Genomic DNA, 21,023 nt, shown 5'->3' on the forward strand with positions numbered 1-21,023 from the left:
GGTATCAAATTTTTCGAGTATCGAACAAAAAACCGTCACCAACCGGTCAAAAAGGCACAAGAAGCCACAAGTGGGCATTGACAGCATGTTGGCGCGAGGGTCTTCTTCGACTGCTTGGGGGGAATGCCGGCTAAGTGCATGACAAAGGCTGAGGACCGCATTCGGGCGCTGCCTTGCTGGAACGGCAGCATCGCGATCGAACCGCTGAAGGGCGGGCTATCGAACGAGAGCTGGGTCGTCAGCGATACCGCCGGCAAGCATGTCGTGCGCTTCGGCAGCGACTTCCCGTTTCACCACGTCTTCCGCGCGCGCGAGATCATGGTGGCGAAGGCCGCCCACGCCGCGGGTTTCGCGCCGGAAGTGCGCTACGCGCAACCCGGCGTGATGGTGACGCAGTTTCTCGGCGCCAAGACCTACGCCGCGGATGATGTGCGCCAGAACCGGTCGCGCATCGCCGAACTTGCGCGCAACTTCCACCAGACCATGCCGATGCATGTTTCGGGCGCCGGCTTCATGTTCTGGGTCTTCCATGTGATCCGCGACTATGCGCGCACGCTGGAGGACGGCGGCAGCCGCATGAAGGGCGAACTGCCGCGCTATCTCGCGCTCGCCGACGAGCTGGAGCGCGTGCAGATGCCGCTGCCGGTGATCTTTGGCCACAACGATCTCCTGCCGGCGAATTTTCTCGACGACGGCGACAGGCTCTGGCTGATCGATTTCGAATATGCCGGCTTCAACACGGCGATGTTCGACCTCGCCGGCATCGCCTCCAATGCCGGCATGACGGCTGCCGAATCCGGCGAATTGCTCACCGCCTACTTCGGTCGCGAGCCGGACCGGCAAACCCAACGCTCGCATCTCGCCATGCAATGCGCCTCGCTGTTGCGCGAGACGATGTGGAGCCTGGTTTCGGAACTGCACCTGACGGCGCCCGGAGCCGACTACGTCGCCTACACCAGGGAAAACCTGTCGCGGCTTGAAGCAGCACTCGACAGCTACCGAACGCAATACGGAACCGACCACCCATGACATTGCCCACGCATGCTGAGATCGTCGTCATAGGCGGTGGCATCATCGGCTGCTCGACGGCCTACCATCTGGCGCGCGACCACAAGGCAGATGTCGTGCTGCTTGAGCAGGGCAAGCTGACCTCCGGCTCGACCTGGCATGCGGCGGGGCTGGTCGGGCAGTTGCGCTCGTCGGCGTCGATCACGCGCGTGCTCAAATATTCGGTCGATCTCTACAAGGGGCTGGAGGCTGAGACCGGGCTTGCCACCGGCTGGAAGATGACGGGATGTCTCAGGCTTGCCACAACCCGCGATCGCTGGACCGAATTCAAGCGGCTGGCGACGACGGCGAAAAGCTTCGGCATGGAGATGCAGCTGATCTCGCCGGCCGAGGCGAAGGCGATGTGGCCGCTGATGGAGATTTCCGACCTTGTCGGCGCCTCGTGGCTGCCGACCGACGGCCAGGCAAGCCCTTCCGACATCACCCAGTCGCTGGCCAAGGGCGCGCGCATGCATGGTGCGAAGCTCTACGAGGACGTGCGCGTCACCGGCTTCGACATGAAGGACGGCCGCATCGTCGCGGTGAAGACCAGCCAGGGCTCGATCGCCTGCGAGAAGGTGGTGAACTGCGCCGGCCAATGGGCGCGGCAGGTGGGTGCGGCGGCAGGCATCAACGTGCCTTTGCAGCCGGTGAAGCACCAGTACATCATCACCGAAAAGATCGCCGGGCTGGCGGCCGACGCGCCGACCATCCGCGATCCCGACCGCCGCACCTATTTCAAGGAGGAGGTGGGCGGGCTGGTGATGGGCGGCTACGAACCCAACCCACAGCCATGGCGGACCGGACTTGCCGGCGGCGACGTGCCCGCCGACTGGGAGTTCCGGCTTTTCGACGACGATTTCGATCATTTCGAACAGCATATGAGCCAGGCGATCGCGCGCGTGCCGGCGCTGGAGACGGCCGGTGTCAAGCAGATGATCAACGGGCCGGAAAGCTTCACGCCGGACGGCAATTTCATCCTCGGCACTGCTCCCGAATGCCCCAACATGTTCGTCGGCGCCGGCTTCAATGCGTTCGGCATCGCGTCGGGCGGCGGCGCCGGCTGGGTGCTGGCGCAATGGGTGGTCGACGGCGAAGCGCCGCTCGACCTGTGGGTGGTCGACATCCGCCGCTTCTCCGGCCTGCACCGCGACCGGCAATGGGTCTGCGACCGAACGCTCGAAGCCTATGGCAAGCACTACGCGATCGGCTTTCCGCACGAGGAATATCAATCCGGCCGGCCAGCGCTGGTGTCGCCGCTCTACGAACGCCTGCAAAAACATCGTGCAGTGTTCGGGCAAAAACTCGGCTGGGAACGGCCGAACTGGTTCGCGCCCGAAGGCAGAGAGGCCGAGGACGTCTATTCGATGGGACGGCAGAACTGGTTTTCTCCCGTCGGCGACGAGCACCGTCATGTCCGCGAAAAGGTCGGCATCTTCGACCAGTCGTCCTTCGCCAAATATGAGCTGACCGGACCCGACGCGCTGCGGGCGCTGGACTTCATCTGCGCCAACGATGTCGACAAGCCCGCGGGGCGGATCACCTACACGCAGCTCCTCAATACGCGCGGCGGCATCGAGGCCGACCTGACGGTGGCGCGGCTGGCTCGGGATAAATTCTACATCGTCATCGGCACCGGCTTCCGCACCCACGATTCCTCCTGGATACGCGATCACATTCCGGCCGGGTTGGACGCCACACTTACCGACGTGACCGAGGATTTCGCCACGCTGTCGTTGATGGGGCCGAAAGCGCGGGATGTGCTGGCGGCGGTCGCCAATCCGGACGTTTCCAACGGCGGCTTCCCGTTCGGCCATGTTCGCGAGATCGAGATCGCCGGCCACCCGATCCGGGCATTGCGCGTCACCTATGTCGGCGAACTCGGCTGGGAATTGCACACGCCCACCGACGCCGCCGGCGCGGTGTTCGACGCACTGATGGCGGCGGGCGAACCGCACGGCATCCGCCCGGTCGGCTACCGCGCCATGGAATCGCTCAGGCTGGAGAAGGGTTACCGCGCCTGGGGTTCGGACATCACGCCCAACGACACGCCGTTCGAGGCGGGGCTCGGCTGGGCGGTGAAGCTGCGCAAGGACAAGGATTTCCTCGGTCGCCAGGCGTTGGAAAAGGTGCACAACGAACCGCTGAAAAAACGCCTCGTCGGCTTCACCACGAACGATCCGGATATCGTGCTTCTCGGCCGCGAGACGATTCTGCGCAATGGCGAGCCGGTCGGCTATCTCACCAGCGGCGGCTACGGCTATACCGTCGGCAAACCCATCGGCTACGGGTATGTGCGCCACACCGGCGGCGTCGACGACGATTTCCTGACGGCGGGCGACTACGAACTGGTGGTGGCGATGGAGAAGACGCCGGCGACAATCCATCTCGGGCCGCTCTACGACCCGAAGAGCGACCGGGTAAAGGCATAACAGCTTCGGTCGAGATTTCCTCGCGGCCAGATTCCGGAGCGACCAGTCGTTCGCTCAACGATCGCCTGCATCGCGGCGGTCGAACGATGCCTACCTGAGCTTTCGGGCAGCCGTTTGACTTTGTTTTCCTCCGCAGCGTGATAATCTCGGCGCAGGCAAGCGAAGGAGGGCTGACCCATGGCACGACGTTTTGTCGAAGGCGAAAAGATAGACATCGGCTTTGACGGCGAGCGCTGCATCCATTCGCGCAACTGCGTGCTCGGCAATCCGGATGTCTTCGTGCCCAACGCGCCCGGCGAATGGATCCATCCTGAAGCGGGTTCGGTCGAGGCTGTTGTGTTGATCGCGCATGCCTGCCCGTCCGGCGCCATCACTTACCACCGCAAGGACGGCGGCGCCGACGAAAAGCCGCCGGTGGTCAATACCGTCAGGCTGCGCGAGAACGGACCGCTCGCCTTCAGCGCCGAACTCGACATCAATGGTGAGGTGTCGTTCCGCGCCACGCTGTGCCGCTGCGGCGCCTCGGAGAACAAACCCTATTGCGACGGTAGCCACACCAAGGCCGGCTTCATCGCAAGCGGCGAGCCGGCTTCGAAAGACTCGGTTGCGCTGGCGGTGCGCAACGGACCGGTGAAGGCTGCGCCGCAGCCCAATGGCCCGCTTAAAGTGGAAGGCAACATCGAGGTTGTTTCGGGCACCGGACGCACGATCGAGCGCACAACCCGGACATTCCTGTGCCGCTGTGGACACTCCAACAACAAGCCGTTCTGCGACGGCAGCCACAAGGCAGTGGGCTTCGTCGGGTAGTTTCAGAAGCTCATTCTTCCGATTAGTTGATAGTGCTTGCGACATTCTCCGGCGGCACAGTGTCGACCACCTTCTGACGGTGGAAGATAAACAGGCCGGCAAGCACGATGATGCCCGAACCGATGAGGATGCGGGAGCTCGGCACGTCGTTGAAGAACACCAGGCCGAAGACGACAGCCCACAGAAGCAGCGTGTAGTGTAGAGGCGCCAGCGTCGAGGCCGGCGCCAGCTTGAGCGCCCGCGTGATCATCAGATGCGCGCCGCAGGAAACCACGCCCAGAAGCAGCATCGCTCCGAAATCGAGCGCGCCCGGGGTCTTCCAGTCGCCGATGGCCAGCGCCCCGCCGACGACCAATGCGCCGACCGTCTGCCAGGTCACCAACGTGGTGTCGCTGGTACCGCGCAGGAGCCGGCTGAGGATGATGACAAAGGCGAAGGAAATGCTGCCGATGAGCGCGAAGATCGAGGGCAGCGAAAACGCCGCCGAAGACGGGTTCAGCATGATCAGCACGCCGCAGAAACCGATCAGAACGGCGGCCCAGCGACGCCAGCCGACCTTTTCGCCGAGCAGCAAATGCGAGAGTGCTGCGACGTAGATCGGCCCCGCCATGTAAAAGCTCATCACGTCGGCAAGCGGCAGATAGACCACCGCCGCATAAAAAAGCGCGGTGTCGAGCGTGGCCGTGATGACGCGCAGCAGCTGAAGGCCGGGGCGTTCCATGCGCCAGAGCTTTTCCGGGCCCTGGCGGGCGATCATCGGGCCGAGGATGAGGAACGCTCCGATCGAGCGGATCAGCACCACCTGGCCGACCGAGAAGCTGGCGACCAGCCACTTGCCCATGGCGTCGTTGAGGGCGAACAGGAAATCGCCGCCCAGCATGAGCAGCACGCCGGCCAGGATGAAATTTTTCGACGTCCGCAATTCCGACAGTGTCATGGTGTTGCCCTCGAATGGCAGGTCCATATCAAGGGGCAGGCGAAATAACTATGCCTATTCGGGTGTGCACGTGTTTGAAGACGACTATCTGAACCATCCTCGCTTCGACAACGGTCACGGCATGGATTCCCGACACTCTCCGCTCGTTCCTCGCTCACGAGGTCGGGAATGACGGGCTTCATGGGGGACAACGAAAACATTCAGCGTAGAGCGCGGCATCGCAAGATTTGACGACGAGGCAAAAAACATCCGTCATTCCCGACCTCGTGAGCGAGGAACGAGCGGAGAGTGTCGGGAATCCATGCCGTGACCGGGCCAACAATCAGAGCTGGCAGGACGTGCCGACGCGACACATCAAACCAGATGCCAGGTAATGTCGCGCCAATCCGGATTGTGCTCTTCGATGAGTTTGATCTTCCATTGCCGCGGCCACTTCTTGATCGCCTTTTCACGGGCGATCGCATCGGTGATCAGCTCATATTCGTCGAACCATACGAGGCGCATCACGCCATATCGCGCTGCAAATTTCGAACCCGTGCCCGTTCGATGCTGGTGCAGCCGGCCGGCGAGGTCGGAAGTCACCCCGACATAGAGTGTGCCGTTCTTCTGCGACGCCAGAAGATACACGTATCCCCGCCGAGACATGGCAAATCCTACCCCGCCTCATGTCTCCGGTTCACCGATGCGGGCCGTCCGGCAAGCGACAATTTCGTCTCCCGGCGCTCCCGCTCGGCCACCACCTTGCCGCGCGCGACGACGCAGAGCCGCTCGGGCCTCAGCCGCACTGCCTCGATCGCGCTGCCGGCGTCGAGCACGACGAGGCTGGCGCGCTTGCCGACTTCAAGCCCGAGATGGTCGAGCCCCATGATCGCGGCGTTGACTGATGTGACCATGTCGAAACACCTCGCCATATCGGCGGGGCTCGACATCTGCGCCACATGCAGGCCCATGAAGGCGACGTCCAGCATGTCGGCGGTGCCCAGCGAATACCATGGGTCGAGCACGCAATCCTGGCCGAAGCCGACGCGGATGCCCATTGCCTGCATTTCCTTGACCCGGGTCATGCCGCGGCGCTTCGGGAACGTATCGTGGCGGCCCTGCAGCATGATGTTGATCAGCGGGTTGGGGATCGCGGAAACCTCGGCCTCGGCGATCAGCGGCAGCAGCTTGGAGACGTAATAATTGTCCATCGAGTGCATGGAGGTGAGGTGCGAGCCGGCCACCCTGCCCTGCAGGCCGAGCCGCTGGGTCTCGTAGGCCAGTTGCTCGATGTGGCGCGACAAGGGATCGTCGGTCTCGTCGCAATGCATGTCGACCATCAGTCCGCGCTTTTCGGCGATCTCGCAAAGCTCGGTCACCGAGCGCGTGCCATCGGCCATGGTGCGCTCGAAATGCGGAATGCCGCCGACGATATCGACGCCCATATCGAGCGCTCTGAGGGTGTTTTCGCGCGCGCTCGGCGAACGGTAGAGGCCGTCCTGGGGGAAGGCGACCAGTTGCAGGTCGATATACCCGGCGATTTCCTTCTTCACTTCAAGCAGCGCTTCCACCGCCAGCAGCCGGTCGTCGCAGACATCGACATGGGTGCGGATGGCGAGCAGCCCCATCGATACCGCCCAGTCGCAATATCTGAGCGCCCGTTCCTTCACCGCCTCGTGGGTGAGCAGCGGCTTCAACTCGCCCCACAGCGCAATGCCTTCCAGCAGCGTGCCCGAAGCGTTGATGCGCGGGATGCCGTAGGACAGCGTCGCGTCCATGTGGAAATGCGGGTCGACGAAGGGTGGCGAGACGAGATTGCCGGTGGCGTCGACAACCCTGGCCGGCCCGGCCGGCAGCGATGCCTCGATTGCCGCGATCTGCTCGCCCTTGATGCCGATATCGGCGACGCGTCCGTCGGGAAACCGGCCGCCCTTGACGATCAGGTCAAAACTCATCTCTCGCCTTTCTGGTAGGGTATCATCAGCGCCTTCGGATAGGTGGCGCGGCGCGCCACCAGGACCAGCGCCAGGATGGACAGGACATAAGGCATCATCAGGAACACCTGATAGGGCACGACGCCGCCGGAAAGCTGCTGCAGGCGTATCTGGTAGGCGTCGAAGGCGGCAAACAGGATGGCGCCGAGCAGCGCCTTGCCGGGCCGCCAGGAGCCGAACACGACCAGCGCGATGCAGATCCAGCCGCGGCCGTTGATCATCTCGAAGAAGAACGAGTTGAAGGCCGACATGGTGAGGAAGGCGCCGCCTACCGCCATCAGCGCGCTGCCGGCCATCACCGCGCCCATGCGGATGCCGGTGACGCTGATGCCTTGCGCCTCGACGGCGGACGGGTTCTCGCCGGCGGCGCGCATGGCAAGCCCCAGCGGCGTGCGATAGAGCACCCAGGCAACGACGGCGACGGTGGCGAAGGCGAGATAGGTGAGCGGTGTCTGCGCAAACAGCGCCTCGCCGACGACCGGGATTTGCGACAGGCCGGGGATTGGCAGCGGCTGGAACGGCTCGATCTTGGGCGGCGAAGTGACTTCTGGCAGCGCCAGGCGATAGGTGAAATAGGTGAGGCTGGTGGCGAGAAGCGTGATGCCGATGCCGACCACATGCTGCGACAGGCCGAGCGGCACCGTCAGCGTGGCGTGCAGCAGGCCGAACATCGCGCCGGCAAGGGCAGCGATCGCGACGCCCGTCCACAGGTCGCCGCCGGAATAGACGGTGAACCAGCCGGCGAAGGCACCCACCGTCATGATGCCTTCGATGCCGAGATTGAGCACGCCGGCGCGCTCGCAGATCAGCTCGCCCATGGTGGCGAAGATCAGCGGCGAGGCGATGCGGATCGCGGCGACCCAGAACGACGCGGTGAAGAGGATTTCGAGGGCTTGTTCCATTATTTGGCCCTCCATGTGGAATGGAGCGACACCATCACCTCCACCTCACTCTGTACCTTGAAAACAGGATCGCCGTGACCATCGACAACAGTGCGGTTGCGACCATGACATCGGCGATGTAGCTCGGCACGCCGGCCGCACGGCTCATGGCGTCGGCGCCGACAAAGATGCCGGCGACGAAGATCGCCGAGGCGACGACGCCGAGCGGGTTGAGCATGGCGAGCATCGCCACCACGATGCCGGAATAACCGAAGCCCGGCGACAGATCGAGGGTGAGGTTGCCTTTCAGGCCGGCGACTTCCGAGAAGCCGGCAAGCGCTGCCAGCCCGCCAGAGAGAAGCGCGGTCTTCATCAACACGCGGTTGACCGGGATGCCGGCGAAGCGTGCAGCCTCGGGATTGTGGCCGACGGCGCGCATCTCATAGCCCAGCACCGTTTTCTTCATCACCACCCACATTGCGAACGCCGCGACCAGCGCTAGCACGAAGCCGTAATGCAGACGCTTGCCCTGGATGATGCGCGGCAGTTGCGCCTCGGCGATGACTTTCGATGATTGCGGCCAGCCGAGCCCCATCGGGTCCTTCAGCGGGCCTTCGAGCAGCATCGACACGAACAAGAGCACGATGAAGTTGAGGAGCAGCGTGGTGACCACTTCGTCCACGCCGAACCGCGTCTTCAGAACCGCCGGCCCGGCGAGCAGCAGCGCGCCCGCCGCCATCGCGGCGACGATGATTATTGGGATGAGCAGGCCGGAAGGCAGCGGCAGCGCCCCTGTGCCAAGCACCACGGTCACCACCGCGCCGATATAGAGCTGCGCCTCGGCGCCGATGTTCCACAGCCTGGCGCGGAAGGCGACCGCAACGGCAAGGCCGGTGAAGATCAGCGGCGTGGCGCGCGTCAGCGTTTCCAGCAGCGCGAATTGCGAGCCGGCCGCACCTTTTGCGACGAGATAGAACACCGAGAAGGGCGACGCGCCTGCGGCTAGCACCAGCAGCGATGCGACGACCAGCGTAGCGGCGATTGCCGCCACGGGATAGGCCAGCGTTGCGGCAAGCGACGGCGCGGGTTTCGGCTCAAGCCGCATGATGTTGCCTTCCAGCGATTTGAGATGTTGGCGGGACAGCGCCCCCCTCTGTCCTGCCGGACATCTCCCCCACAAGGGGGGAGATCATGCGCTTCATCGAATTCGCCAATTCTTCTCCGCTTGAGATTGGTGAAGTCAAAGCGGCCGGCCGATCTCCCCCCTTGTGGGGGAGATGTCCGGCAGGACAGAGGGGGGCAACATAAAGCGCAGCCCCAGCAAAGGTGCACTCGTTGCTCACGCCGCTCTCTCCAAATGTCCCGCCATCAATTCGCCGATCTCCCCAATGGTTCGCTCTCCCCTCGCCGACGGCGCCGAGAGCCGGCCTTTGGAAATGACCAGAATGCGATCCGACAGCGCCATTATCTCGTCGAGATCCTCGGAGATCAGCAGCACCGCGGCACCTCGCGCCCGCGCTTCCAAGAGCTTGCCGTGCACATAGGCGACGGCGCCGACATCGAGCCCGCGCGCCGGCTGGTTGGCAAGCACGATCGCCGGGTCGGGGTCGAGCGCCCGGCCAAGGATCAGCTTCTGCATGTTGCCGCCCGACAGAAGCCGGATCCGGGCTTCCGGCGACGGGCATTTGACGTCGTAGTCGCGGATCAGCCCTTCGGCGAAATTTCGCGCCGCCTTCCAGTCGAGGAAGCCGTGGCGGCTGAAGCGCGCAGAGCGGTAGCGCTCGGAAATGACGTTCTCCGTCACGCTCATGTCGCCGATGGTGCCGACCGCGTGGCGATCCTCCGGGATGCGAGCGATACCGTGATCGAGGGCTGCCCGCGTCGACCAGTTGGCGACCGCCCTGCCCGCGATCAGCATCTCGCCCGAAACCGGCCTTTCAGCGCCGGCAATCAGCCCGGCGAGGGCGGCCTGGCCGTTGCCCGATACGCCGGCGAGGCCGACGATCTCGCCGGCAAAAAGCGTCAGCGAAACTTGGTCGAGAGCAGCCCCCGCGCCACGCGCGGACGTCGAGACATCGTTCATCACGAACAGCGCTTCGCCGCGCGTCACCGGGGCGACAGCCGGCTGCTTCACCTCCTGGCCGACCATCAAGGCAGCGAGCTCCTGGCGCGTGGTTCTGGCGGTCGCGCGCTCACCGGCGAGCCGGCCCGAACGCAGCACCAGCACCCGGTCGCTCACCGCCATCACCTCGCCGAGCTTGTGCGAGATGAAGATGATGGAAAGGCCGTTGGCGACCAGCATCTTGAGGGTGCGGAACAGCGCCTCCGTCTCGGCAGGCGTCAGCACCGCCGTCGGTTCGTCGAGGATCAGCACGCGGGCGTCGCGGTAAAGCGCCTTCAGGATTTCGACACGCTGCCGCTCGCCGACCGAGAGCGCCCCGACCCGCGCGTCAGGGTTCACGGCGAGGCCGAAATCGGCGGCGAGTTTTGCGATGCGGGTGCGCGCCGAGGCGCGGTCGAGCCGCGGCCGCCACAGGCTCTCGGTGCCGAGCGCGATGTTTTCCAGCACAGTCATGTTGTCGGCCAGCGTGAAGTGCTGGTGCACCATGCCGATGCCGGCGGCGAGTGCCGCCTTCGGGTCGCCGGGCGGCAACGTCTGGCCGAACGCCTCGATCGATCCTTCGTCGGCGACATAATGGCCGAACAGGATGTTCATCAGCGTCGTCTTGCCGGCACCGTTCTCACCGAGCAGCGCGACCACCTCGCCCTTGTTCAGCTCGAAGGAGATGGCGTCGTTGGCGGTCAGCGCCCCGAAACGCTTGGTGATGCCGGACAGGCGAAGGACGGGAGGTTCGGCTGTTGGGGAGGTGTAAGACATTCGTCCGCAATCCGGGCGGGGCGATGACGAGACACCTTCTCCCCTTGTGGGAGAAGGTGGCCGAGCGAAGCGAGGTCGGATGAGGGGTGTCCTACTGGAGTGCCCCTCACCCGGATTGCCACCCTCGCCGCTTTGCGGCGACGGGCAATCCGACCTCTCCCACAAGGGGAGAGGTAAGAAGAGCTAGCTCGATTTCGGCTCGGCGTCGTTGATCTCCACCATGAACGAACCGTCCTTGATGGCCTTTTCCTTCTCGGCGACCTTGGCCATGACCTCGGCCGGCACCTTGCCCTCGAAGGTGCCGAGCGGCGCCAGCGAGCAGCCGCCTGCCTTCATGAAGGAAAACACGCCGTAGTCGTCGGCCTTGAAGGAACCGGCTTTCACCGCGCCGATGGCGTTGTCGAGCGTCGGCTCGAAATGCCACAGCGCCGAGGCGACGACGGTTTCGGGGTAATCCTTCTGCGTGTCGATGACATTGCCGACCGCCAGCACCTTGCGCTCCTTGGCAGCGTCGGAAACGCCGAAACGCTCGGCATAGAGAAGGTCGGCGCCGCCGTCGATCTGGGCGAAGGCGGTCTCCTTGGCCTTGGGCGGATCGAACCACGAGCCGATGAAGGCGACCTGGAACTTCGTGTCCGGGGCGCTCTCCTTCACGCCGGCCATGAAGGCGTTCATCAGCCGGTTCACCTCGGGAATGGGATAGCCGCCGACCATGCCGATGTTCTTCGACTTGGTCATGGCGCCGGCGATGATGCCGGACAGGTAGGAAGCATCCTGGATGTAGTTGTCGAACACCGAGAAGTTCGCCACCGCGGCATCCGGCTTGAAGCTCGATCCCATCAGGAAGGCGACCTCGGGATAATCCTTGGCGACGGTGCGGGCGGCCTCCTCGACGCCGAACACTTCGCCGACGATCAGCTTGTGGCCGGCCTCGCAATACTCGCGCATGACGCGCTCGTAGTCGTTGTTGGAGGTGTTTTCCGAATAGACATACTCGATGTCGCCGCGCTCCTTGGCGGCATTTGCCGCCTTGTGGATGCGGCTCACCCACTGCTGCTCGACAGGAACGGTATAGATCGCCGCGACCTTGATCGGGTCGGCAGCAAGAAGCCGCGACGGGAAACCCGCCGCCGCAAGGGCAACGCCGGCGCCGGCGGTCTTGAGTACGGCGCGGCGCGATAATGCGGGCAGACTGGAAATGGCTGGAGATCTGGACATATGACGACCCTCTGGCTGGTTGATTAACCCGACGTTTTTTATCGTTTGGTCAACGCTAGAGTATTTTGCGGCCGGGTCAATCGATGGCCTCCAGCGCCTGGCGCTGCTGGTGCATCTCCAGGAAGACGCGGTAGTCGCGGTCGAAGCGTGGGCGCGCCGCGGCGTTAGGCGTGCGCACCTTGCCCTGCTGCTGCATGGCCACGCAGGCGGCGGGAAGGTTTGCATAGAGGCCGGCGGCGGTGGCGGCGACCATCGCGGTGCCAAGCAGCACCGCCTCGTCGAGGACGGGCTCGACCACGGTACAGCCGGTGGCGTCGGCGTAAAGCTCCATCAGCAGCGGGTTCTTGGTATGGCCGCCGGTGACATGCAGCGTGTCGATGACATAACCGTTGGCGTTGAGCGTCTCCAGAATGTGGCGCACGCCAAGCGCTATGCCGACCGCCGTGCGCCAGTAGAGCCGGCAGAGGCTGTCGAAGGAGGCATCGAGCGTGAGCCCGCTGATGACGCCGACGGCATGCGGGTCGGCGAGCGGCGAGCGGTTGCCGTGGAAATCCGGCAGCACGTGCAGGCGCCCGGCGAGATCGAGGCCTTCGGCCTGGCGAAGCTCCATCACGCGGGCCGCGATCCTGCGGTGCATGGCGGCATTCGGCTCACCGCCGGCGCCATGCCAGCGGATGATATGGTCGAGCAGCGCGCCGGTCGCCGATTGGCCGCCTTCGATCAGCCAGCAATCGGGAAGCGCCGGACCGTAATAGGGTCCCCAGCCGCCGGGGAAAGGCCGCAGCGTGTCTGACAGCGCCATGACGCAGCTCGATGTGCCGGCGATCAGCGCCAGATGGCGGTCGAGGCTGGCGAGATCGCCGGCGAAGCCGCCAAGCACGCCGAGTGCCCCGGCATAGGCGTCGATGAGGCCGGTGCCGACGCGGCAGGCGACCGTCAGCCCGAGTAGCTCGGCAGCCTCGGGTGTCAGGGCGCCGAGGTCCGAACCGACCGGGTCGGCCTTATACGGCAGGCTGCCGCGTTCCAGCATGTCGGCAATGCCGACCGCTTCGAAGAAATCCGGCTGCCAGCCCTTTTCATGCGCGAGGTAGGTCCACTTCGCCGTCAGCGTGCATTGCGAGCGCGAAAGCGAACCGGTCGCCTTCCAGGTCAGGAAGTCGGCGAGATCGAAAAAGTGGCCGGCCTTGTCCCAACTGTCCGGCAGATGCCGTTTCAGCCACATCAGCTTGGGCGTCTCCATTTCCGGCGACATGACGCCGCCGAGATAATCGAGCACCCGGTGGCGGGTGGCGGTGCATTCATCGGCTTCGGCGAGCGCCCGATGGTCGAGCCAGACGATAGTGTCGTGGCTGGGATCGCCCGCCATCGACACGCTGAGCTGGCCGCCCCGGCGGTCGCGCACCACCAGCGAACAGGTGGCGTCGAAACCGATGCCGGCGATGGCCTCGGGTGCTGCGCCGGCCTTGTCGCGCGCCGCCCGCACCGCAGCCGCCACCGCCGCCCAGATTTCCTCCGAATCGTGCTCGGAGTGCCCGGGCGTCGTCTGATGGATTTTTATCGGGTGCTCGGCGCGGCCGAGCATGCGGCCATGACGGTCGAGGATGCCCGCGCGCGCGCTGCCGGTCCCGACATCGACGGCGCAGACCAAATCCGGCGTCAAGAGGCCTTCGCCTCCGCCCGCGCCACCCGTGGAGCGAATTTGACATTTGATTTCTGCCGGAAGGAAAACTCGATATCAAATGTCAAATTCAAAGCTCCACTGGTTTCAAATCGTTAGCTGGTGGTCTTTCGATTCCGACCTTTGCTCGGGCCACTTGCCCCAACGGGATGCAAATGTCGGAATCGGACCACCAGGTCAGGCAATTGCCGCATGTCGCCGAAGATCAGGTCCGGCTCGAGCGCGTCGATGGCCGACCGAAGCGCGCCCTCGCCCGCATGCGAGCCGCCGGTGAAGGCAAAGACGCGCATGCCGGCGTCCTTGGCGGCGATGATGCCGGCCGGGCTGTCCTCGATGACCACGCAGCGGCCGGGCTCGGCCCCCATGCCATCAGCGGCATGCAGGAACAGGTCCGGAAACGGCTTGCCTCTCTCCACCATGGTCGCACTATAGATATGCGGCTCGAAGAGTTCCAGCAGGCCGGTGACCTCCAGCGAAAGCCTTATCCGCTCCGGCTGGCTGGACGAGGCGACGCAACGCGGCACGGTCGAACCCTTGAGCATTTCGGCAATCCCCGGCATCGGTTTCAGGTCGCGGCGGAAGCGCAGCTGCATCTCGGCGCGTGCCCGGCGCAGATGATCGTCGGTGACGATCATGCCGTAGTCGGCGCGCAGGATATCGATGACGGTCGCCATGCTCTTGCCGAGGAAGCGCTCATAGGCCGTCTCCTCGCTCATCGAGACGCCGGCTTGCCTGATGATGCCGACCAGGATCGCGATGGAGATCGGCTCGCTGTCGACCAGCACGCCGTCGCAATCGAAGATCAGCAGATCGGGGGTCACGGGTTTGCCTGGGGTGTGTTGAGGTTCAGGTCAGGCCGAGCCGAAAGTGGTGGATTTCGAGAACCGGAGCGCAGCGTACATTGGGGTACGTGTGCACCGGAAGCGGAGAAAGCCGCCATTTGCAGGCCGGCCTCACCTGAAGACCAACACATCCTAGACCGTCCGCAGCCAGCCGCCATCGACATAATAGGTCGAGCCGACCGCATAGCTGGCGCGGTCCGATGAGAGGAAGACGAAGAAGTTGGCAAGCTCCTCGACACTGGCGAACCGCTTGATCGGCGTGTTCTCCTCCGCGATGCCTCTGAGATAGGCTTCCCAGTCGCCGCCGCTGTCGGCGGTCAGCTGCTTGGCCGTCTTGATCCAGTCGCCGGTGAGCACCAGCCCGGGATTTATGGTGTTGACGCGGATGTTGTCCTTGATCACCTCGTTGGCGAGGTTCTTGGAAAACATCATCAGCGCCGCCTTGGTGACGTTGTAGATCGGCTCGTACCAGAGCGGCTGGACCGCGCAGATCGAGGCGTTGTGCAGGATCGAGCCGCCGCCGCGCTCGCGCATCATCGGCACGAAGCCGCGCGCCAGCCGCACCGCCGCCATGACATGCAGGTTCCAGAAGTCGTTCCACTTCTCGTCGGACGCTTCCATGATGGTTTCGTTGGAACCGGTGCCGGCATTATTGACCAGGATATCGGCGCCGCCGAAGTCTCTTCGCACGGCTTCAGCGAGCGCGGCGCATCCTTCGGCGGTGGTGACATCGCAGGCCGCAGCCACTGCCTTGATGCCGTATTCGCGCGACAGCCGTTCGGCCTCAGTGGCGAGGATATCGCCGCGGCGCCCGGCGAGCACGAGATGCGCGCCCTCCCTGGCAAAACCCTCGGCGACGCCGAGCCCGATGCCCGAGCCGCCGCCGGTGATCGCAGCCACCTTGCCGGTCAATCCAAGATCCATCGGCATCACCCATTCCGATTTCAGCGCCTGCCGCTCTAGGCCGTCGCCCCGATATAGCGCGACAGTGTGTTGCGCGTACCGCCCGACCACAGGGCGGCAAGCGCCTTGACGAAGGCTTCGGCAAAAACCCTGGACTTGCCGACGTCGCCATAGATGTCTTCCATCGCAAGCCACGCCGCGGCGTCACCCTTTGCCGCTTTCGCCGTTGCCTGCAGCCGGTCCCAGTTCGGGTCGTTTGGCTCGATGACCGCGCCGGAATCCGTCGTGCCGAAGCAGTAGCGGCACCACAGCGCCGACTCAAGCGCAAGCCCGTCGATGCCCTTTCCGGCGCTCAGCCTGTCGGCGATCGTCGGGATGATGAATTTCGGCTGCCGGTTCGAACCGTCCAGGCAGAGCCGGCGCACGGTATCGCCGATCTTGGGATTGGAGAAGCGCTGGTCGATTAGCTTGAAATAGTCGCCGAGATCGGTTCCGGGCACCGGGGGAACCGTCGGGATGATTTCCTCGCGCTCCAGCTTCTCCAGGAAGCCGCGCACCAGCGGTTCCTGCATGGCTTCGTGGACGAAATGAATGTCCATCAGGCCTGCGGGATAGGCGATGGTCGCGTGGCCGCCATTGAGGATGCGGATCTTCATCAGCTCGAACGGCGCGACATCCCTGACGAACTGCACGCCGACCTTCTCCAGCGGCGGCCGACCGTCGGTGAAGCGGTCCTCCAGCACCCATTGCTTGAACGGCTCGCAGAATACGGGCCAGTTGTCCTCGACGCCGAAATCCTTAGCCAGCATGGCGCGTTCGCGGTCGGTGGTGGCAGGCGTGATGCGGTCGACCATGCCGTTTGGGAACGCGACATGTTCCTCCACCCAGTCGGCGATGTCCTCGTCGATCAGTCGGGCAAGGCCGACGACGCCGTCAGACGTGACGTGGCCGTTATGGGGAATGTTGTCGCACGACATGACCGTGAACGGCCCGATGCCGTCGTCGCGGCGGCGCAGCAGGCCGGCAAGGATCAGTCCAAACACGGTCTTGGGATCGCCGATGTCCTGCGCATCGGCGACGATCGCCGGATGCGTCGGGTTGAACTTTCCCGACGCGGGGTCGATGAAATAGCCGCCTTCTGTGATGGTGAGCGACACGATGCGGATCGCCGGGTCGGCGAGCTGCTCGACGATCGCCTCGCCGTCGCCTGGCATCAGGAAATCGGTCATGACCGAAGTGACGCGGGCGGCCATGCGGCCTGAATCCTGCTCCACGACGGTGGTCAGCCAATCCTGCTCTTCCAGCCTCTCGCGCCCGACCTTCTCGCCGTCGAACACGCCGGCGCCGACGATCGCCCAGTCATGGCCAAGGCCGGCGTTGAACAAATCGTCGAGATAGACGGCCTGATGCGAGCGATGGAAATTGCCGACCCCGAAATGCACGATGCCGGGCTTGAGCGCGGCCCGGTCGTAGGAAGGGCGGCCGACCTTTTCCGGCAGCTTGTCGAGATTGGCGCGGGAGAGTTTCACGGTCATTTCTTGGCGCTTTCTGTTTTGACGCAGGCGCGGCATCTCCGCTCCCCTTCGCCCCGTTTACGGGGAGAAGGTGGCCCGAAGGGCCGGATGAGGGGCGGCCTTAGATGTCACCGCAGCCCCTCACCTGCCTGCCGGCATCCTCTCCCCGTGAACGGGGAGAGGAGCGCTGTCGTCCTCAACTCATCCACTGGCCGCCATCGACATTGTAGGTCTGGGCGACGATGTATTCGCTCTCGGCGCTGGCGAGGAAAACCGCCATGCCGGTCAGGTCCTCCGCCTTGCCCATGCGGCCAAAGGGAACGCTTTCGCCGACCAGCTTTTTCTTCTCGCCTTTCGGGCGGTTCTCGTATTTGGCGAACAGCGAATCCACATGCTCCCAGTGCTCGCCCTCGACGACGCCCGGCGCGATCGCATTGACGTTGATGCCATGCTTGATCAGGTCGAGCCCCGCCGACTGGGTGAGGCTGATGACCGCCGCCTTGGTGGCGCAATAGACGGCCACCAGCGCCTCGCCACGCCTTCCTGCCTGGCTAGCCATGTTGATGATCCTGCCGCCCTTGCCCCGCGCGATCATCGAGCGTGCCGCCGCCTGCATCATGAACAGCGTTCCGGCGACGTTGACAGCGAAAAGCTTGTCGTAGCTCGCCTTCGGTATCTCGACGATGGGCGCCATGTCGAACAGGGCGGCATTGTTGATCAGGATGTCGAGCCCGCCCTGCTTTTCTTCCACCGCCTTTACCGCCGCCTCGATGGAAGCGAGGTCGGTGACGTCGAGCTGTACGGCGTAGGCGGCGGGGCCGATCTCTGCGGCCGTCGTCTTCGCCGCGTCGAGATTGATGTCGGCAATCGCAACGGTCGCGCCCTCGCGCACGTAAGTTTCGGCGAAGGTGCGGCCGATGCCGCGCGCCGAACCGGTGATGAGAGCCGATTTGCCCTTAAGCCGCATCCTCACATCGCCCTTCCGTCGGCGCCGAAACGATGCAGTTTCTTCGGGTCCGGGGTAAGGTGGATGGTGTCGCCGTGAGCGACCGCCAGCTCGCCGTCGGCGCGCACCGTGAGCGGCCCGACACCGTCGGCCTGGACATGCAGGAAGGTGTCCGAGCCCAGATGTTCGGCAACCCCGACCTTGGCCTTCCATTCGCCGGCGGTGGTCGAAATGTTGAGATGCTCGGGGCGGATGCCGATGGTGGTGGCGCCATGCTTGGCCGCCGGCGCACCGTCGATCAGGTTCATGCGGGGCGAACCGATGAAGCCGGCGACGAACAGGCTGTTCGGCGTCTTGTAGAGTTCCATCGGAGAGCCGACCTGCTCAATGTTGCCGGCATTCAGCACCACGATCTTGTCGGCCATGGTCATCGCCTCGACCTGGTCGTGGGTGACGTAGATCATCGTGGTCTTGAGCTGCTGGTGCAGTTCGCTGATTTCCAGCCGCATGGTGCCGCGCAGTGCTGCGTCCAGGTTGGACAGCGGCTCGTCGAACAGGAATGCCGAGGGCTGGCGCACGATGGCGCGGCCGATGGCGACGCGCTGGCGCTGGCCGCCGGAGAGCTGGCCCGGCCGGCGTTCGAGGTAGTTGGTGAGGTTGAGAACCCGCGCCGCGTCGGCCACCTTCCTGTCGATCGCCGCCTTGTCCTCGCCGGCCATCTTCAGCGGGAAGGCGATGTTCTTGGCCACCGTCATGTGCGGATAGAGCGCGTAGGACTGGAACACCATGGCAAGCTTGCGCTTGCCGGGCGCCTCGCCGGTCACGTCGCGGCCATCGATGCTGATGGTGCCGCTGCTGGTGTCTTCCAGGCCGGCGATCAGCCTCAGCAGCGTGGACTTGCCGCAGCCCGACGGACCGACGAACACGACGAACTCGCCGTCCTCGATGGTAAGGTCGATGTTGGGAATGATGGTCGTCGCCCCGAAGGACTTCGACACATTCCTGAGCGTGATGTTTCCCATGGTTTCCTCCGGCATTCGATCTTTGCAGATGACTCGCTGTGTTCACCGGCTTTTGAAAAGCCCCCACTCCGTCTCGCCCTTCGGGCTCGCCACCTCTCCCCCACATCGTGGGGGGAGGAAGGGTGCTTGCGGCCGGCACTTCCTCTCCCCCAGCGTTCGGGGGAGAGGTGGTTTGCGTAGCAAACCGGAGTGGGGGTCGAACTAAGTCATCGGCATGCTACTCTGTTCATTTCACCGCACCGAACGTCAGCCCGCGCACCAGCTGCTTCTGGCTGAACCAGCCCATGATCAGGATCGGCGCGATGGCGAGCGTCGATGCCGCCGAGAGCTTCGCCCAGAACAGACCTTGCGGACTGGAGAAGGAGCTGATGAAGGCGGTCAGAGGTGCGGCCTCCGTCGTCGTCAGCCGGATCGTCCAGAACGCCTCGTTCCAGGCCAGGATGATGTTGAGCAGCATGGTCGAGGCGATGCCGGGCACCGCGATCGGCGTCAGCACGTGCCAGATCTCGCCCCACAGCGAGGCGCCATCCATGCGCGCCGCCTCGAGTATCTCGCCGGGGATCTCGCGGAAGTAGGTGTAGAGCATCCACACCACGATCGGCAGGTTGATCAGCATCAGCATGATCATCAGGCCGATGCGGCTGTCCAGGAGGCCGGAGTCGCGGAAGATCAGGTAGATCGGAAACAGCACCGCCACCGCCGGCATCATCTTGGTGGAGAGCATCCACATCAGGATGTCCTTGGTGCGCTTGGTCGGCGAGAACGCCATCGACCAGGCCGCCGGGATGGCGATGATCAGCGCCAGGATGGTCGAGCCGACCGACAGGATCACCGAGTTCAGGAAGAAGTGGAAGTAGCCGCTCTGCGCCTGCACCTCGGCATAGCTCTCGGTTGTGCCGGAGGGGATCAGGCTGAAGCCCTGGATCGCCTCCTGCTCCGATTTGAACGAGGTGATGATGGTGTAGAGGATCGGAAAGAAGATCAAAAGGGCGACGATCCAGGCCGCGGTCGTGGCGATCGTCTTGTGCCTTGTGGTCACTGCGCGTGCCATGGTTGCTTCCTCCTACTTGTCGAGATTCTTGCCGACGGCGCGCATGGCGAAGAAGGCAACGATGTTGGCGAGGATGACGGCGATGATGCCGCCGGCGGATGCCTGGCCGATTTTGAACTCAAGCAGCGCCTTCTGGTAGACGAGGAAGGGCAGGTTGGTGGAGGCGTAGCCGGGCCCGCCATTGGTAGTGACCAGGATTTCCGCATAGACCGACAGAAGGAAGATGGTCTGGATGAGCACGACCACGGTGATGGCGCGCGACAGGTGCGGCAGCGTCAGGTATATGAAGCGGCTGACGAAGCCGGCGCCATCCATCTCGGCGGCTTCCTTCTGCTCCCCATCCAGCGACTGCAGCGACGTCAGAAGGATCAGCGTCGCGAACGGCAGCCACTGCCAGGCGACGATCAGGATCACCGAAAACAGCGGGTACTGGGCGAACCAGTCCACCGGCTGGGCGCCGAAGAAGCGGGCGATATCGGCAAAGACGCCGTAGCCCGGATGCATGATCATGTTCTTCCACACCAGGGCTGCCACGGGCGGCATGACGAAGAAGGGCGAAATGACCAGGATGCGCACGATGCCCTGTCCCCACATCGGCTGGTCGAGCAGAAGCGCAAGCAGGATGCCGCCGATGATGGTGATCAGGAGCACGCAGACCACGATCAGCAGCGTGTTGATGATGGCGGCCGCGAAGGCCGGATTGTTGAAGAACAGCATGTAGTTGGAAAAGCCGATGAAGCCGTCGCGGATCGGATTCAGCGGGTTGTACTGCTGGAACGAGAACCACAGCGTGAAGGCGAGCGGCACGATCATCCAGACGAAGAGCAGGAGCACCGAGGGCGCCAGCATGAAGCGGGCGAGATTACCTGTCTGTTTGGTCGCCATGGTTTCCTC

At 64.2% G+C, this 21,023-nt stretch carries 18 protein-coding genes; 3 read left to right on the forward strand and 15 right to left on the reverse strand.

From position 1 onward, the window contains the following. Window positions 1–138: 138 nt before the first annotated feature. The 3 genes from F3H98_RS03760 (at window position 139) to F3H98_RS03770 (ending at window position 4,286) form a co-directional block, all read left to right on the forward strand. Complete coding sequence (locus tag F3H98_RS03760; protein ID WP_149758496.1) at window positions 139–1,029, forward strand: phosphotransferase family protein; 891 nt, start codon at window positions 139–141, stop codon at window positions 1,027–1,029. After that, window positions 1,026–3,479, forward strand: coding sequence for a GcvT family protein (locus F3H98_RS03765; protein ID WP_149758498.1), 2,454 nt, complete (start codon window positions 1,026–1,028; stop codon window positions 3,477–3,479). Before F3H98_RS03760 ends, F3H98_RS03765 begins: the two co-directional genes overlap by 4 nt. Window positions 3,480–3,656: 177 nt before the next feature. Then, the gene (locus F3H98_RS03770; protein WP_149758500.1) at window positions 3,657–4,286 is read left to right on the forward strand and encodes a CDGSH iron-sulfur domain-containing protein; all 630 of its coding nucleotides are present in this window, start codon (window positions 3,657–3,659) and stop codon (window positions 4,284–4,286) included. Window positions 4,287–4,308: 22 nt separating this feature from the next. Here F3H98_RS03770 and F3H98_RS03775 read toward each other — a convergent pair whose 3' ends face one another. The 15 genes from F3H98_RS03775 to F3H98_RS03850 all read right to left on the reverse strand — a co-directional run bounded on the left by F3H98_RS03775 (window position 4,309) and on the right by F3H98_RS03850 (window position 21,014). Continuing rightward, window positions 4,309–5,223, reverse strand: coding sequence for a DMT family transporter (locus tag F3H98_RS03775; RefSeq protein WP_149759274.1), 915 nt, complete (start codon window positions 5,221–5,223; stop codon window positions 4,309–4,311). A 354-nt stretch (window positions 5,224–5,577) separates the two neighbouring features. Then, a complete protein-coding gene (locus F3H98_RS03780; RefSeq protein WP_149758502.1) occupies window positions 5,578–5,868 on the reverse strand; it encodes a GIY-YIG nuclease family protein in 291 nt (96 codons plus the stop codon). An 8-nt stretch (window positions 5,869–5,876) separates the two neighbouring features. Beyond that, window positions 5,877–7,157, reverse strand: coding sequence for an amidohydrolase family protein (locus F3H98_RS03785; protein ID WP_149758504.1), 1,281 nt, complete (start codon window positions 7,155–7,157; stop codon window positions 5,877–5,879). Beyond that, entirely contained in the window at window positions 7,154–8,098 is a 945-nt protein-coding gene (locus F3H98_RS03790; protein WP_149758506.1) for an ABC transporter permease, read from the reverse strand. The genes F3H98_RS03785 and F3H98_RS03790 overlap by 4 nt, the downstream gene beginning before the upstream one ends. A 34-nt stretch (window positions 8,099–8,132) precedes the next feature. Beyond that, complete coding sequence (locus F3H98_RS03795; protein ID WP_149758508.1) at window positions 8,133–9,182, reverse strand: ABC transporter permease; 1,050 nt, start codon at window positions 9,180–9,182, stop codon at window positions 8,133–8,135. 234 nt (window positions 9,183–9,416) lie between these two features. Further along, on the reverse strand, window positions 9,417–10,955 hold the full coding sequence (locus F3H98_RS03805; RefSeq protein WP_149758512.1) for an ABC transporter ATP-binding protein: 1,539 nt from the start codon (window positions 10,953–10,955) through the stop codon (window positions 9,417–9,419). A gap of 183 nt (window positions 10,956–11,138) precedes the next feature. Continuing rightward, the gene (locus F3H98_RS03810; protein ID WP_149758514.1) at window positions 11,139–12,173 is read right to left on the reverse strand and encodes a BMP family protein; all 1,035 of its coding nucleotides are present in this window, start codon (window positions 12,171–12,173) and stop codon (window positions 11,139–11,141) included. 76 nt (window positions 12,174–12,249) lie between these two features. Beyond that, on the reverse strand, window positions 12,250–13,833 hold the full coding sequence (locus F3H98_RS03815) for an FGGY-family carbohydrate kinase (RefSeq protein WP_149758516.1): 1,584 nt from the start codon (window positions 13,831–13,833) through the stop codon (window positions 12,250–12,252). A gap of 113 nt (window positions 13,834–13,946) precedes the next feature. Continuing rightward, window positions 13,947–14,672 carry an HAD family hydrolase gene (locus tag F3H98_RS03820; protein WP_149758518.1) on the reverse strand — a complete coding sequence of 242 codons (726 nt, stop codon included), beginning with the start codon at window positions 14,670–14,672 and terminating at the stop codon, window positions 13,947–13,949. Window positions 14,673–14,825: 153 nt separating this feature from the next. Further along, the gene (locus F3H98_RS03825; protein WP_149759275.1) at window positions 14,826–15,617 is read right to left on the reverse strand and encodes an SDR family NAD(P)-dependent oxidoreductase; all 792 of its coding nucleotides are present in this window, start codon (window positions 15,615–15,617) and stop codon (window positions 14,826–14,828) included. Between the two features lie 35 nt (window positions 15,618–15,652). Next, complete coding sequence (locus tag F3H98_RS03830) at window positions 15,653–17,131, reverse strand: mannitol dehydrogenase family protein (protein WP_149758520.1); 1,479 nt, start codon at window positions 17,129–17,131, stop codon at window positions 15,653–15,655. A 175-nt stretch (window positions 17,132–17,306) separates the two neighbouring features. Continuing rightward, window positions 17,307–18,077, reverse strand: coding sequence for an L-iditol 2-dehydrogenase (locus tag F3H98_RS03835; protein WP_149759276.1), 771 nt, complete (start codon window positions 18,075–18,077; stop codon window positions 17,307–17,309). Between the two features lie 2 nt (window positions 18,078–18,079). Further along, window positions 18,080–19,078: an ABC transporter ATP-binding protein gene (locus tag F3H98_RS03840; protein WP_149758522.1), complete on the reverse strand. Its 999-nt coding sequence runs from the start codon at window positions 19,076–19,078 to the stop codon at window positions 18,080–18,082. A 226-nt stretch (window positions 19,079–19,304) separates the two neighbouring features. Then, entirely contained in the window at window positions 19,305–20,129 is an 825-nt protein-coding gene (locus tag F3H98_RS03845; RefSeq protein ID WP_149758524.1) for a carbohydrate ABC transporter permease, read from the reverse strand. Window positions 20,130–20,141: 12 nt separating this feature from the next. Beyond that, window positions 20,142–21,014, reverse strand: a complete 873-nt coding sequence (locus tag F3H98_RS03850; protein ID WP_149758526.1) for a carbohydrate ABC transporter permease — start codon at window positions 21,012–21,014, stop codon at window positions 20,142–20,144. Between the last annotated feature and the right edge of the window lie 9 nt (window positions 21,015–21,023).

Origin of the sequence: Neomesorhizobium albiziae (genome assembly GCF_900114255.1) — a bacterium.
Lineage (GTDB): Bacteria > Pseudomonadota > Alphaproteobacteria > Rhizobiales > Rhizobiaceae > Neomesorhizobium > Neomesorhizobium albiziae.